Raw genomic sequence first — 13,649 nt, forward strand, 5'->3', positions numbered from 1 at the left:
CCCCGGCCCCCCCCCGTAAAAATGCACGGGCGGGCCCCCCCCCCGGCCCCCCCCCCGCTGCCACGGGCCCGTCCGGCGGATCGGGGCCGGACGGCCCGAGGTGGTCGCTCAGCCGAAGACGGCCAGGCTCTTCGCCTTGCCCCGCTGCTCCTCGACCAGTGCGAGCAGCCGCCCGTCCGGCCCGAAGACGGCGACCGGGCCCGCCGGGTACGCCGGCATCTCGAGCCGTACGCCGTTCAGCAGCAGCCGGGCCCGCCGCTCGTCGACGTCCCAGCGCGGGAACGCCGCCGCCGCGGCCTCGGCGACCGGCATGACCGTCAGGTCCTGCTGGAGCTCGTCCAGGGTCCGGGCGCTGTCCAGCTTGTACGGGCCGACCCGGGTGCGGCGCAGCGCGGTCAGGTGGCCGCCCACGCCGAGACCGGCGCCCAGGTCGCGGGCGAGCGCCCGGATGTAGGTGCCGGAGGAGCAGACCACGGAGACGACCAGGTCCACGACCGGCGTGCCGTCCTCGGCGGTGTCCTCGCGCACGTCGTACACCCGGAAGGAGGAGACGGTGACCGGGCGGGCCGGGATCTCGAACTCCTCGCCGCCGCGCACGCGCGCGTAGGACCGCTTGCCGTCGATCTTGATCGCGGAGACCTTCGACGGCACCTGCATGATGTCGCCGGTGAGCTCGGCCACGCCCGCGTCGATCTGCTCGCGGGTGACCTTCGACGCGTCGACCGACGCCGTGATCTCGCCCTCGGCGTCGTCGGTGATGGTGGTCTGCCCGAGGCGGATGGTGCCCAGGTACTCCTTCTCGGTCAGCGCGAGGTGACCGAGCAGCTTGGTGGCCCGCTCCACGCCGAGGACGAGGACGCCCGTGGCCATGGGGTCGAGCGTGCCGGCGTGGCCGACGCGGCGGGTCTTGGCGATCCCGCGCATCTTGGCCACGACGTCGTGCGAAGTGAAGCCCGACGGCTTGTCGACGATGACAAGGCCGTCGGGCGTCTTGGCTGCGGTGCTCATTCGGCGGCTTCGTCCTCGCCCTGCTTCTTGTAGGGGTCGGCCTCACCGGCGAAGGCGGCACCCGAGGACGCCTCGCGCACCTTGGCGTCCGAGGCGCGCGCCCGGTCGAGCAGGTCCTCGATGTTCCGGGCGGTCTCCGGAAGGGCGTCCGCCACGAAGGTGAGCGTCGGGGTGAACTTGGTGCCCGCGGCCCGGCCGACGGCCGAGCGCAGGATGCCCTTGGCGCTCTCCAGGCCGGCGGCGGCGCTGGCCCGCTCCTCCTCGTCGCCGTAGACCGTGTAGAAGACCGTGGCCTCCCGCAGGTCGCCGGTGACGCGGGTGTCCGTGATGGTCACGTGCGTGCCCAGGCGCGGGTCCTTGATGCCGCGCTGCAGCTTCTCGGCGACCACCTCCCGGATGAGGTCCGCCAGTTTCTTCGCCCGCGCGTTGTCGGCCACTGGTCCTTCTCCTTCTTTGCCTTGCTCATTCAGTCTTCATCAGTGTGGAGCCTGCGTCGCACGGACAGCAGTTCCACTTCGGGCCGGGCCGCGACCAGCCGCTCGCAGCGGTCGAGCACGTCCGACACGAACCCCGAGTCCCCGGACACCAGAGCGACCCCGATGCGGGCCCTGCGATGGAGGTCCTGGTCGCCCACCTCGGCCGCGCTCACGGAGAACTTGCGCTGGAGCTCGGCGACGATGGGCCGGACGACGGAGCGTTTCTCCTTCAACGAATGAACGTCGCCGAGGAGCAGATCGAAGGACAGGGTCCCCACGTACATGCGGTGCCGGATGTCCCGCCGGTTCGGGTTCGACGGCCTGCCGGGCCCTCGCCCGGCAGGAACATCAAAACCGTACACGCAACGGCCGGGGCCGATCGACGGAAATACTTCCCGCCGACCGGCCCCGAACGCGGTCCCGTGCGTTACGCGCGCGGCTTCTCGCGCATCTCGTACGTCGCGATGACGTCGTCGACCTTGATGTCGTTGAAGTTTCCGAGGTTGATACCACCCTCGAAGCCCTCGCGGATCTCGGTGACGTCGTCCTTGAAGCGACGCAGACCCTCGATGTTGAGGTTCTCCGCCACGACCTTGCCGTCGCGGATGAGGCGCGCCTTGGTGTTGCGCTTGACCTCGCCGGAGCGGATGAGGACACCGGCGATGTTGCCCAGCTTGGACGAGCGGAAGACCTCGCGGATCTCCGCCGTACCGAGCTCGACCTCTTCGTACTCCGGCTTGAGGAGGCCCTTGAGCGCCGCCTCGATCTCCTCGATCGCCTGGTAGATGACCGAGTAGTACCGGACGTCGACGCCCTCGCGCTCCGCCATCTGCGCGGCACGGCCGGCCGCACGGACGTTGTAGCCGATGACGATGGCGTCGGAGCCCATGGCCAGGTCGATGTCCGACTCGGTGACCGCACCCACACCGCGGTGCAGGATGCGGATGTCGACCTCTTCGCCGACGTCGAGCTGGAGCAGCGAGGACTCCAGGGCCTCGACCGCACCGGACGCGTCGCCCTTGATGATGAGGTTGAGTTCCTGGACCTGACCGGCCTTGAGCACCTTGTCGAGGTCCTCGAGGGACACCCGGCGGACGCGCTTGGCGAAGGCGGCGTTGCGCTCACGCGCGGCGCGCTTCTCGGCGATCTGGCGGGCGGTGCGGTCCTCGTCGACGACCAGGAAGTTGTCGCCGGCGCCCGGGACGTTGGTGAGACCCAGGACCAGGACCGGAGTCGACGGAGTCGCCTCCTCGACGTTGTTGCCCTTGTCGTCGAGCATCGCGCGGACACGGCCGTACGCGTCGCCGACGACCATCGTGTCGCCGATGCGCAGCGTGCCTCGCTGGACGAGGACGGTCGAGACCGCACCGCGGCCGCGGTCGAGGTGGGACTCGATCGCGATGCCCTGCGCGTCCTGGTCCGGGTTGGCCCGGAGGTCCAGGGCGGCGTCGGCGGTCAGGACGACGGCCTCGAGCAGCTTGTCGATGTTCAGACCCTGCTTGGCGGAGATGTCGACGAACATCGTGTCGCCGCCGTACTCCTCGGCCACCAGGCCGAACTCGGTCAGCTGACCGCGCACCTTGACCGGGTCCGCGCCCTCGACGTCGATCTTGTTGACCGCGACCACGATCGGCACGTCGGCCGCCTTGGCGTGGTTCAGCGCCTCGATCGTCTGGGGCATCACACCGTCGTTGGCCGCCACCACGAGGATCGCGATGTCGGTCGACTTCGCACCACGGGCACGCATGGCGGTGAACGCCTCGTGACCCGGGGTGTCGATGAAGGTGATCTTGCGGTCCTCGTCGTTGACCTGGGTCGCGACCTGGTAGGCACCGATGTGCTGGGTGATGCCACCGGCCTCGCCCGCGACCACGTTGGTCTTGCGGATCGCGTCGAGGAGTCGGGTCTTACCGTGGTCGACGTGACCCATGACGGTCACGACCGGCGGACGGGAGACCAGGGCCTCTTCGCCGCCCTCGTTCTCGCCGAACTCGAGGTCGAAGGACTCCAGCAGCTCACGGTCCTCCTCCTCGGGGGAGACGATCTGAACCGTGTAGTTCATCTCGTCGCCGAGGAGCTGCAGCGTCTCGTCGGAGACGGACTGCGTGGCCGTGACCATCTCGCCGAGGTTCATCATGACCGCGACGAGCGACGCCGGGTTGGCGCCGATCTTCTCCGCGAAGTCGGTGAGGGACGCACCGCGCGACAGGCGAATGGTCTCGCCGCCACCGCGAGGCAGCATCACGCCGCCCACGGACGGGGCCTGCATGGCCTCGTACTCCTGGCGCCTCTGACGCTTCGACTTGCGACCACGACGCGCGGGACCGCCGGGACGACCGAAGGCGCCCTGCGTGCCACCACGGCCACCCGGGCCGCCGGGACGACCACCGAAGCCGCCGGGACGACCGCCGAAGCCGCCGCCACCGCCGCCGGGACCACCCGGACGACCGCCGCCGCCACCCGGACCACCGGGACGGCCGGCGAAGCCGCCGCCGCCACCGCCGGGACCGGCCGGACGACCGGCGAAGCCGGGACGACCGCCGCCGCCACCGGGACCGCCCGGACGACCGCCGGGGCCACCCGGGCCACGGCCGCCGGGGCCCGGACGCGGGCCTGCAGCGGGACGCTGCGGCATCATGCCCGGGTTCGGACGGTTACCGCCGGGCGCGCCGCCGGGGCGCGGAGCCTGCGGACGGGGCATGCCGCCCGGGGTCGGACGCGGAGCGCCGCCCTGGGGGCGCGGGGCGCCGGGAACGCCGCCGGGACCCTGCGGGCGCGGGGCGCCGCCGGGACCGCCCTGGCCGCCGGGACGCGGAGCGCCACCCTGCGGACGGGGCGCCTGCGGGCGCGCCATGCCGGTGGAGCCACCGGAGGTGAAGGGGTTGTTGCCCGGACGCGGGCCGGCCGGGCGACCGCCCGGACGCGGGGCCTGCTGGCCGGGACGGGGGGCCTGCTGACCCGGACGCGGCGACTGCTGGCCCGGACGGGCAGCGGTCGGACGCGGGCCGGGGGTGGCACCACCGGGGCGCGGACCGGCGGCCGGGGCCGACGGAGGCGCGGTGAACTCCGGCGCGGCCGGAGCCGGCGCGGCGGGAGCCGGCTTGGGCGCGGGCTTCGGACCCGGACGGGGGCCCGACGCGGCCGGAGCCGGAGAGGGGGTGCTGCTCGCGGGGGCGGCCGGAGTGGCCGGAGCCGCGGGCGCGGCGGGGGCCGGCTTGGGGGCCGGGGCGCCGGGCTTGGGGGCAGCGGGACGTGCCGCAGCGGCCGGGGAGGGCGCCGCGGGCTTGGGGGCGGGCGCCGCCTTGCGGGGCGCACCAGGCTTCGCAGCGGTCTTGCCGGCGCCACCGCCGGGACCCTGCAACGCGTCAGTCAACTTGCGCACGACCGGCGCCTCGATCGTCGAGGACGCCGAACGGACGAATTCACCGAGTTCTTGGAGCTTGGCCATGACGACCTTGCTCTCCACACCGAACTCCTTGGCGAGTTCGTATACCCGGACCTTAGCCACTTCGCTCCTTTTAGGTCCGGTTACCGCCGGACCGTCGCTACTTCATGGGCGTACTCATCGCGTACTCATCGAGTGCTCATCGCAATCTCGACCTACTTCCAACTCGCGAGGTACCTGACCGCACGGGGTTCCGTGCCGTACATCTTTTGTGCCGTACATCTCTACGGTGCAGTCTGCTCGACATCCGCGCGCAGCGCCGTCGTGTCGAGCGGCCCCTGGACCCGAAAGGCCCGCGGGAACGCCCGACGGCGCACCGCCAGGTCGAGACAGACCAAGGCGGGGTGCACGTACGCACCCCGGCCGGGCAGCGTACCGCGATGATCGGGAACGCACTCGTCCTTATTCATCACGATCCGCAGCAGATCGCTCTTGGCCGCTCGCTCCCGGCATCCCACACAGGTTCGCTCAGGGCACACGCGGGCATGCGTCCGGCCAGACACGTTAAGTCTACCTCCCCGTACCGACCTCACCCGTTCGGGGCAAAAATCGAACAGTCGTTGGCCAAAAAGGATCAGTGCCGGTACGGGACCGGGCGCCCGTGTTACCGGGCGGCGCCCTCGCCCTGCTGCTCGGTGTCCGGACGGATGTCGATCCGCCAGCCGGTGAGCCGCGCGGCGAGGCGGGCGTTCTGGCCCTCCTTGCCGATGGCCAGGGACAGCTGGTAGTCGGGCACCGTCACCCGGGCGGAACGGGCCGCCAGGTCGACGATCTCGACCTTGGACACCCGGGCGGGTGACAGCGCGTTCGCCACGAGCTCGGCCGGGTCGTCCGACCAGTCGACGATGTCGATCTTCTCGCCGAGCAGCTCCGCCATCACGTTGCGCACCCGGCCGCCCATGGGGCCGATGCAGGCGCCCTTGGCGTTCAGGCCCGAACGGGTGGACCGGACGGCGATCTTGGTGCGGTGGCCGGCCTCACGGGCGATGGCGGCGATCTCGACGGAACCGTCGGCGATCTCCGGCACCTCCAGGGCGAACAGCTTCTTCACCAGATTGGGGTGGGTGCGCGAGAGGGTGACGGACGGACCGCGCACACCCTTCGCCACCCGGACGACGTACGTGCGCAGCCGGAGACCGTGCGTGTACTCCTCGCCCGGCACCTGCTCCTGCTTCGGCAGGATCGCCTCGAGACGGTCGTCCAGCCGGACGAGGACGTTCTGCGGGTCCTTGCCCTGCTGCACCTGGCCGGCCACGATGTCGCCCTCGCGGCGCGCGTACTCGCCGAAGGTGACGTCGTTCTCGGCGTCGCGCAGCCGCTGCTGGATGACCTGGCGGGCGGTGCTCGCCGCGATCCGCCCGAAGTCCGACGGCGTGTCGTCGAAGTCCTTGGGCTCCTGGCCCTCCTCCAGCTCGGAGGGGTCTTCCTTCGCCCACACCGTCACGTGTCCGGTCTGCCGGTCCAGCTCCACGCGCGCGTGGCGGCGGGCGTCGGGGGTGCGGTGGTAGGCGATGAGGAGGGCCGACTCGATCGCCTCGACCAGCATCTCGAAGGAGATTTCCTTCTCCTGTGCCAAGCCCTTCAGGAGCTTCACGTCGATGTCCACGGCTACGCCTCCTCTTCCTTCTTGTCCTTGCGGTTGAACTCGATCTCGACACGCGCCTTGGCGATCTCGGAGAACTCGATCCGGCGGGCGGTCGCCTTGCGGCCCTTCACGCCCGGCACCTCGGTGTCCAGCCCGTCCTCGTCCACGGCGAGGACACGGGTGACGACCTCGCCGCCGCCGGCCTCGGCGGTCAGCTGGAGCTTGACCAGACGGCCGGTGGCACGCAGGTAGTGACGGTGCTGGGTGAGCGGACGGTCGGCGCCCGGGGAGCTGACTTCGAGGACGTACTCGCCCTCGCCCATCGCGTCCGTCTCGTCGAGCTTCTCGGAGATGACGCGGCTCAGCTCGGCGCAGACGTCGAGTTCGACGCCCTCGTCCGAGTCGACGACGACCCTCAGCAGTCCGCGACGGCCGGCCCGGGACACCTCGATCTCCTCGAGGTCGAGGTCCTTCGCGTGAACGAGCGGCTCCAGAAGACCGCGCAGCCGTTCGTTCTGGGTGGTGCTCATCCGGGTGACTCCTCGGCCGCGTGTGCTGTTGTGGGTTCGTCGCGTGTCAGATCAAAGGGTATCCGGTCCCGGAGGGTGTTGCCGTCCACCGGGCCGGGGGTCGCGGGTACGCTCGCCTGCGGCGATCTTCGAAGATCTTCGAACACGCGAGGGAGGAGGAGGCGTGACGACGGTGGGCAGACGCGCGCTCCTGACGGCGGGCGCGGCAGGCGCGGCAGGGGCGGCGATGACGCTCGCGGGCTGCACGTCCGACGGCGACGGGGACGGCCCGAGGGAGCCGAGCGCCGCCGAACGGGCGGCGGCCGCCGAGGCCGCGCTGCGCGCCCGCTCGGCGGGCACCAGCCGTGACCTGCTGCTGCGCTACGACGCGGTCATCGAAGGGCACCCGGCCCTCGCGGCCCGGCTGGCGCCGCTGCGGGCGTCGGTGGCGGCCCATGTGAAGGCGCTGGGCGAAGCGGGCACGGCGCCCGCCCCCGGCGCGTCCGCCTCGCCCGCCACCAGTTCCTCCGCCTCCCCTTCTCCCTCCCCCTCCCGGTCCCTCGCGCTCGTCCGGGTGCCGTCCGATCCCGCCGCGGCGCTCCGGGACCTCACCACCGCCGTACGGGCGACCGCCGACGCCCACACGGCCGCGCTGCTGACCGCGCCGCCGGAGTACGCCCGGCTGCTCGCCTCCGTCGCCGCGTCCGGCGCGGCGCACGCCTACCTGCTGACCGAAGGGGGCCGTGGATGAGCGCGCTCGACGCGGCCCAGGCCGCACTCGCCGCGGAGCACGCCGCCGTGTACGGCTACGGGGTCGTCGGCGCCCGCGTCGACGAGGCCCGGCGCGCCGAGGCCACCGCCGCCTACGAGGCCCACCGCGCCCGCCGGGACGCGCTGCGCCGCACCGTGCGGGACCTGGACGGCGACCCCGTCGCCGCGGCCGGCGGCTACGAGCTGCCGTTCGCCGTACCGGACCCGGCCGCCGCCGTACGGCTCGCGGCGGTCCTGGAGGACCGGGTGGCCGGCGTCTACTCCGACCTCGTCCGCTCCGCCGACGGCCCGCTGCGCCGCGAGGCGGCGGCGGCCCTGCGCGAGGCGGCGGTGCGCGCGGCCCGCTGGCGCGGCAGCGACGTAACCTTTCCTGGGCTCGCGGAGCGGGCCTAGGGCCTGTCCGGGGAGTTGCCCCGGGCTTGGACCGTGAGCCGGGCCGAGCGCCGTCGAAGGACACGAAGGAATCAACGCACGCATGGGTTTCGAACCGCCGCAGCGACTGGTGCGGGCTCTCGGCGAGACGTACGGGGACGCTGTCGCGGCCGAATGGCTCGGGGAGCTCCCGGAGCTCGCCGAGGACACGCTGGAGGACGCCGGGCTCGTCGCCGAACGGGTGATGGCCCCCGGCGGGCGCAGCAGCCTCGTCGTCCTCGTTCCCGACGCGGTCGTGAAGATCGCGCCCGGATTCGCCCGTCCGGACCTGGAGCGGGACGCGCTCGCGCACTGGAACGGCTGGGGCGCGGCGCGGCTGCTCGGCGAGACCGGGAACGGCGGCCTCGTCCTGGAGCGGCTGCACCCGGAGGTGTCCCTGCGCTCCCTGCCGGAGGCGAAGGCCCTCCTGGAGGCCGCCGGGACGGTACGGAAGCTGTGGGTGGAGCCGCCCGCCGGACACGGCTTCGAGTCGGTCGCCGGGCGTACGGACCGGCAGGCCGAGGCCATGGAGCGCTACCGGTCCGACGACGAGGCGGGTGAGCTGGTCGCCGCCGCGCTCGCCGCGCGCGAGGAGCTGGTGGCCCGGTCCCCCGAGACCCTCCTGCTGCACGGCCAGTTCCGGCAGGGCAAGGTCCTGGCCGGCGACCGGGCGCCGTGGCTCGCGGTCGGCCCCGAGCCGCTGGTCGGCGAGCGCGCCTACGACCTCGCGCGACTCGTCCGGGACCGGGTGGAGGACCTGGTGGCCGCCTCCTCCGGGGCTTCGGCCGCCCGCCGCCGGGTGAACAAGCTCGCCGACGCCCTGGACGTCGACCGGGAGCGGCTGCGCGGCTGGACCCTGTTCCGCGCCGTCGAGTCCGCGACCCGGTCGCTCACGGCGGGCCGGCGGGCGGACGCGGAGCTGCTGCTGGAGTTCGCGGGCTGGTTGTAGCGGACGGCTTGAGGGGGAATACCCTTTTTGTAACGTCCGGCTCGGCTCGATGGCAGGGGGCCGTGATGATCCAGGAACTGTTGATGGCCGCCGTGGGAGCGGCCGCGGTGGCAGCCGCGTACGCCGGTGCGGCGGCCAGGGTGGTCAAGCAGTACGAACGCGGCGTCGTGTTCCGCTTCGGGCGGCTGCGCGGTGAGGTGCGCCAGCCCGGGTTCAACATGATCGTTCCGTTCGTGGACCGCCTGCACAAGGTGAACATGCAGATCGTCACGATGCCGGTCCCCGCCCAGGAGGGCATCACCCGGGACAACGTGACCGTGCGGGTGGACGCGGTCGTCTACTTCAAGGTCGTGGACGCGGCGGAGGCGCTGGTGCGGGTGGAGGACTACCGGTTCGCCGTCTCGCAGATGGCGCAGACCTCGCTGCGGTCGATCATCGGCAAGAGCGACCTGGACGACCTGCTGTCCAACCGGGAGAAGCTCAACCAGGGCCTGGAGCTGATGCTGGACTCGCCGGCGATCGGCTGGGGCGTGCAGATCGACCGGGTCGAGATCAAGGACGTCTCGCTGCCGGAGACCATGAAGCGGTCGATGGCCCGGCAGGCGGAGGCGGACCGGGAGCGGCGGGCGCGGCTGATCAACGCGGACGCGGAGCTGCAGGCGTCGAAGAAGCTGGCGGAGGCGGCGCACCAGATGGCGGACGCGCCGTCCGCGCTGCAGCTGCGGCTGCTGCAGACGGTGATGGCCGTCGCGGCCGAGAAGAACTCGACGCTGGTGCTGCCGATCCCGGTGGAGCTGCTCCGCTTCCTCGAACGCGGCTCGGCCGCCCCGGCCGCCGGACACCACTACGCGCCCCTGCCGACGCCGGTACCGCCGACGCCGCCTCCGCCGACGGAGGCGTACCTGGCCGGCCGGGCGGACGCGGTGGACGCGATCGAGGACCTGACGGGCGCGTCGGTGGACCCGGCGCCGAGGGAGGAGACCTCCTGACGCCCGGCACGGGACGACGCCGGCACGGGACGACACCGGCACGGCGGGAACGCCGAAGGGGCGCGACCTCGCGGGTCGCGCCCCTTCGGGTCGGATCAGGCCGACAGACGGGCGATGGCCTCGTCCACCGGGAGCTCCTCGCGCTCGCCGGTGCGGCGGTCCTTCAGTTCCACGACGCCCTCCGCCGCGCGGCGGCCGGCGACCAGGATCTTCGGGACGCCGATGAGCTCCGCGTCGGTGAACTTGACGCCCGGGGAGACGCCGGCGCGGTCGTCGACCAGGACCCGCAGGCCCGCGGCGGCGAGCTTGTCGGAGACCTCGAGGGCCAGCTCGGTCTGGAGCGCCTTGCCGGCGGCGACCACGTGGACGTCGGCCGGGGCGACCTCGGCGGGCCAGCACAGGCCCTTGTCGTCGGCGGTCTGCTCGGCGAGCGCCGCCACCGCGCGCGAGACGCCGATGCCGTACGAGCCCATGGTCACGCGGACCGGCTTGCCGTTCTGGCCGAGGACGTCGAGCTTGAGGGCGTCGGCGTACTTGCGGCCCAGCTGGAAGATGTGGCCGATCTCGATGGCACGGTCCAGCTTCAGGCCGGTGCCGCACTTCGGGCAGGGGTCGCCGTCCTGGATGACGACGACGTCCACGTACTCGTCGACCTCGAAGTCACGGCCCGCGACGACGTTCTTCGCGTGCATGCCGTCCTTGTTGGCGCCGGTGATCCAGGCGGTGCCCGGCGCCACCCGCGGGTCGGCGAGGTACTTCACCTTGTCCAGGCCCTGCGGGCCGACGTAGCCGCGGACCAGGTCGTGGCGCTCGGCGAAGTCGGTCTCGGTGACCATCTCGACGGTCGCCGGGGCGAAGTGCGCCTCGACCTTGCCCAGGTCGACCTCGCGGTCGCCGGGCACGCCCACGGCCACGATCTCGCCGTCGACCTTCACGAGGAGGTTCTTGAGCGTGGCGGAGGCCGGGACGCCGAGGGAGGCGGCCAGCGTCTCGATGGTCGGGGTGTCCGGGGTGGGGATGTCCTCGGCGGCGGGCACGGCGGAGCCGTCGACGGCCTTCAGCTCGTAGTACACCGCCTCGGTGTTGGCCGCGAAGTCGCAGTTCGGGCAGTCGGCGAAGGTGTCCTCGCCGGCCTCGGCGGGGGCCAGGAACTCCTCGGACTTGGAGCCGCCCATGGCGCCGGCGGTGGCCGCGCAGATGCGGTAGTCGAGGCCGAGGCGCTCGAAGACGCGCTGGTAGGCCTGGCGGTGCAGGGCGTAGGACTTCGCCAGGCCCTCGTCCTCCAGGTCGAAGGAGTACGAGTCCTTCATCAGGAACTCGCGGCCGCGCAGGATGCCGGCCCGCGGGCGGGCCTCGTCGCGGAACTTCGTCTGGATCTGGTAGAGCGTGACCGGCAGGTCCTTGTAGGACGAGCACTGGTCCTTCACCAGCAGGGTGAAGATCTCCTCGTGCGTCGGGCCGAGGAGGTAGTCGCCGCCCTTGCGGTCCTGGAGGCGGAACAGCTCCGCGCCGTACTCGTCCCAGCGGCCGGTGGCCTCGTAGGGCTCGCGGGGCAGCAGCGCCGGGAGGGACACCTCCTGGGCGCCGATGGCGTCCATCTCCTCGCGCACGATGCGCTCGACGTTGGACAGGACCTTCTTGCCGAGGGGCAGCCAGCTCCAGATGCCCGCGGCGGTGCGGCGGACGTAGCCGGCGCGGACGAGGAGCTTGTGGCTGAGGACCTCGGCGTCCGCCGGGTCGTCGCGCAGCGTCTTCGCCATCAACTGGGACATGCGCTGGACCGGTGCGTTGGCCATGGTTCTCGTACTCCTGCCGGGTAATGCCGGGTAATCGGTGATGGCTAGGAGGTTAGCCGGGTCGCCCCTGGTCGGTGAAATCAGTTCCCGCGCCGGAGCGGCAGCGGGGCTCCCATCACCGCGTAGGGGCGGGGCGCGCTGGGGAAGTGGACCTGCCGGGCGAGGTCGGTGTAGCCGAGCGAGCGGTACAGGCCGCGGGCGGGGCTCTCGGTGTCGATCGCGGAGAGGATGGAGCGCGGCAGCTCGGACCGGTCGGTGATGGTGGTGATCAGGTCGCGGCCCACTCCCCTGCCCTGGAAGTCGGGGTGGACGTGCAGCTCGGTGATGACGAAGGAGCCGTCGAGCCACTCGACGTTGCCCTCGGCGCGCAGGTACGGCTCCACCACCGTCGACCACCAGTGGGACCGGTCGTTGGGCATGCCGTAGACGAAGCCGACGAGCCGACCGTCGGGTGTGGTGGCACCGTACGCGCACGCGCCGGGGCTGAGGAGGTGGCGCAGCACGATGTGGCGGCGTACGGCCACCTCGGCCGCGTCGAGGCCGAAGGCGACGGCCTGGACGGCGAGGGCCTCGTCGACCCGTGCGGCGAGATTGACCGGCGCGATCACGACCTCGGTGTCATCCATGCGCCGCACCCTACAAGCCGGTCAGAACAGCACGCTCATGAAGGCGCCGACCTCCTCGAAGCCGACGCGGCGGTAGGCCGCGCGGGCGGGGGCGTTGTAGTCGTTGACGTAGAGGCTGACGACGGGTGCGACGTCGGCGAGCGCGTACCGCAGGACGGCGGCCATGCCGGTCTCGGAGAGGCCCTTGCCGCGGTGTTCGGGGGCGACCCAGACGCCCTGGATCTGGCAGGCCTGGCGGGTGGCGGCGCCGATCTCGGCCTTGAAGAGGACCTTGCCGTCCTCGATGCGGGCGAAGGCGCGGCCGGAGCCGACGAGTTCGGCGACCCGGGCCTGGTAGAGCAGCCCGCCGTCGCCGGCGAGCGGGGAGATGCCGACCTCCTCGGTGAACATGGCGACGCACGCGGGCATGATCACGTCCATCTCGTCCTTGCGGACGCGGCGGACCAGCGGGTCCGCCTCGACGGTGTCGGAGGGCCGGTCGGTGACCATCAGCGGCTGGTGGGCGCGGACGTCGCGGGCGGGGCCCCAGCTGGGTTCGAGGAGCCGCCACAGCTGGGCGGTGGGTCCGGCGGGGCCGACGATGGAGGAGCAGCGGCGGCCGGCCCGGCGGGCCCGTTCGGCGAAGGCGCGGACGGCCTCGGGGGTGGCGCAGATGGGCACGAGGTTGGCGCCGGAGTAGCACAGCGAGGTGAGGTGTCCGTCGCTGTACCAGCCCCACATCTCGCCGCCGAGGCGCCAGGGGTCGAGCCCGGCGAGCTGGACGCGGGCGGTGACGAAGGCGTTCTCGACAGGGGCGCTGTCCAGGACGGCGAGCGCGGCGCCGAGGTCGGCGGGTTCGAGGACCCGCGTCGATGATTGCGTCAACACGTGGGGCCTCACCGTACGGTTCTACTGGTCCTGGCACCTTACCGCCGTTCCCGCCGACGAGGGGGTACGAACTTCTCGCCGTTCCGGAGGTACGGAAAAGCCCCTCCCGAGGGAGGGGCTTGCCGGTGGCGGCCGGGTCAGCCGGCGACGGAGACGGTGGGCTCGCCGCTCGTGACGCCGTCCTTCTCCATCTGTTCGGCGATCTTCATGGCCTCGT

The 13,649-nt window shown here is 72.4% G+C and carries 14 protein-coding genes; 4 read left to right on the forward strand and 10 right to left on the reverse strand.

Annotated elements, in window-relative coordinates; translation table 11 throughout:
- Window positions 1-108: 108 nt before the first annotated feature.
- The 7 genes from truB to rimP form a co-directional block, all read right to left on the reverse strand.
- A complete protein-coding gene (gene truB / locus ACFVGS_RS36840; protein WP_384420708.1) occupies window positions 109-1,008 on the reverse strand; it encodes a tRNA pseudouridine(55) synthase TruB in 900 nt (299 codons plus the stop codon).
- A complete protein-coding gene (rbfA, locus tag ACFVGS_RS36845) occupies window positions 1,005-1,445 on the reverse strand; it encodes a 30S ribosome-binding factor RbfA (RefSeq protein ID WP_384420706.1) in 441 nt (146 codons plus the stop codon). Before rbfA ends, truB begins: the two co-directional genes overlap by 4 nt.
- Before the next feature lie 29 nt (window positions 1,446-1,474).
- The gene (locus tag ACFVGS_RS36850) at window positions 1,475-1,768 is read right to left on the reverse strand and encodes a DUF503 domain-containing protein (protein ID WP_384420704.1); all 294 of its coding nucleotides are present in this window, start codon (window positions 1,766-1,768) and stop codon (window positions 1,475-1,477) included.
- Between the two features lie 143 nt (window positions 1,769-1,911).
- Window positions 1,912-4,992, reverse strand: a complete 3,081-nt coding sequence (infB, locus tag ACFVGS_RS36855) for a translation initiation factor IF-2 (RefSeq protein WP_384420702.1) — start codon at window positions 4,990-4,992, stop codon at window positions 1,912-1,914.
- Window positions 4,993-5,153: 161 nt separating this feature from the next.
- Window positions 5,154-5,432 (reverse strand): YlxR family protein, encoded by a 279-nt coding sequence (locus ACFVGS_RS36860; protein ID WP_384420700.1) that lies wholly within the window; start codon window positions 5,430-5,432, stop codon window positions 5,154-5,156.
- 101 nt (window positions 5,433-5,533) lie between these two features.
- Entirely contained in the window at window positions 5,534-6,535 is a 1,002-nt protein-coding gene (nusA, locus tag ACFVGS_RS36865) for a transcription termination factor NusA (protein ID WP_384420698.1), read from the reverse strand.
- Window positions 6,536-6,537: 2 nt separating this feature from the next.
- On the reverse strand, window positions 6,538-7,044 hold the full coding sequence (gene rimP / locus ACFVGS_RS36870; RefSeq protein WP_384420696.1) for a ribosome maturation factor RimP: 507 nt from the start codon (window positions 7,042-7,044) through the stop codon (window positions 6,538-6,540).
- Between the two features lie 163 nt (window positions 7,045-7,207).
- Here rimP and ACFVGS_RS36875 point away from each other — a divergent pair, with 163 nt between their 5' ends.
- The 4 genes from ACFVGS_RS36875 to ACFVGS_RS36890 all read left to right on the forward strand — a co-directional run bounded on the left by ACFVGS_RS36875 (window position 7,208) and on the right by ACFVGS_RS36890 (window position 10,143).
- Window positions 7,208-7,774 carry a hypothetical protein gene (locus tag ACFVGS_RS36875; RefSeq protein ID WP_384420695.1) on the forward strand — a complete coding sequence of 189 codons (567 nt, stop codon included), beginning with the start codon at window positions 7,208-7,210 and terminating at the stop codon, window positions 7,772-7,774.
- Window positions 7,771-8,187: a ferritin-like domain-containing protein gene (locus tag ACFVGS_RS36880; RefSeq protein ID WP_385696797.1), complete on the forward strand. Its 417-nt coding sequence runs from the start codon at window positions 7,771-7,773 to the stop codon at window positions 8,185-8,187. The genes ACFVGS_RS36875 and ACFVGS_RS36880 overlap by 4 nt, the downstream gene beginning before the upstream one ends.
- A gap of 82 nt (window positions 8,188-8,269) precedes the next feature.
- Entirely contained in the window at window positions 8,270-9,154 is an 885-nt protein-coding gene (locus tag ACFVGS_RS36885; protein ID WP_385696800.1) for an aminoglycoside phosphotransferase family protein, read from the forward strand.
- 65 nt (window positions 9,155-9,219) lie between these two features.
- Window positions 9,220-10,143 (forward strand): slipin family protein, encoded by a 924-nt coding sequence (locus ACFVGS_RS36890; RefSeq protein ID WP_384420689.1) that lies wholly within the window; start codon window positions 9,220-9,222, stop codon window positions 10,141-10,143.
- A 95-nt stretch (window positions 10,144-10,238) separates the two neighbouring features.
- On the opposite strand, the gene ACFVGS_RS36895 is transcribed toward ACFVGS_RS36890, so the two are convergent.
- The 3 genes from ACFVGS_RS36895 to ACFVGS_RS36905 form a co-directional block, all read right to left on the reverse strand.
- On the reverse strand, window positions 10,239-11,939 hold the full coding sequence (locus ACFVGS_RS36895; RefSeq protein WP_384420687.1) for a proline--tRNA ligase: 1,701 nt from the start codon (window positions 11,937-11,939) through the stop codon (window positions 10,239-10,241).
- An 80-nt stretch (window positions 11,940-12,019) separates the two neighbouring features.
- Complete coding sequence (locus ACFVGS_RS36900; RefSeq protein WP_385696803.1) at window positions 12,020-12,565, reverse strand: GNAT family N-acetyltransferase; 546 nt, start codon at window positions 12,563-12,565, stop codon at window positions 12,020-12,022.
- 21 nt (window positions 12,566-12,586) lie between these two features.
- On the reverse strand, window positions 12,587-13,432 hold the full coding sequence (locus ACFVGS_RS36905) for a GNAT family N-acetyltransferase (RefSeq protein WP_384420684.1): 846 nt from the start codon (window positions 13,430-13,432) through the stop codon (window positions 12,587-12,589).
- Window positions 13,433-13,649: the final 217 nt, after the last annotated feature.

Origin of the sequence: Streptomyces sp. NPDC127114, from assembly GCF_042677525.1 — a bacterium.
In the GTDB taxonomy this organism is placed as follows: Bacteria; Actinomycetota; Actinomycetes; order Streptomycetales; family Streptomycetaceae; genus Streptomyces.

Excerpts from the sequence above, each read along its gene's own strand:
- truB (WP_384420708.1), bottom strand. The coding sequence starts at position 1,008 with ATGAGCACCGCAGCCAAGACGCCCGACGGCCTTGTCATCGTCGACAAG.
- ACFVGS_RS36885 (WP_385696800.1), top strand. The coding sequence starts at position 8,270 with ATGGGTTTCGAACCGCCGCAGCGACTGGTGCGGGCTCTCGGCGAGACG.
- ACFVGS_RS36880 (WP_385696797.1), top strand. The coding sequence starts at position 7,771 with ATGAGCGCGCTCGACGCGGCCCAGGCCGCACTCGCCGCGGAGCACGCC.
- ACFVGS_RS36895 (WP_384420687.1), bottom strand. The coding sequence starts at position 11,939 with ATGGCCAACGCACCGGTCCAGCGCATGTCCCAGTTGATGGCGAAGACG.
- ACFVGS_RS36900 (WP_385696803.1), bottom strand. The coding sequence starts at position 12,565 with ATGGATGACACCGAGGTCGTGATCGCGCCGGTCAATCTCGCCGCACGG.
- rimP (WP_384420696.1), bottom strand. The coding sequence starts at position 7,044 with ATGAGCACCACCCAGAACGAACGGCTGCGCGGTCTTCTGGAGCCGCTC.
- ACFVGS_RS36890 (WP_384420689.1), top strand. The coding sequence starts at position 9,220 with ATGATCCAGGAACTGTTGATGGCCGCCGTGGGAGCGGCCGCGGTGGCA.
- ACFVGS_RS36850 (WP_384420704.1), bottom strand. The coding sequence starts at position 1,768 with ATGTACGTGGGGACCCTGTCCTTCGATCTGCTCCTCGGCGACGTTCAT.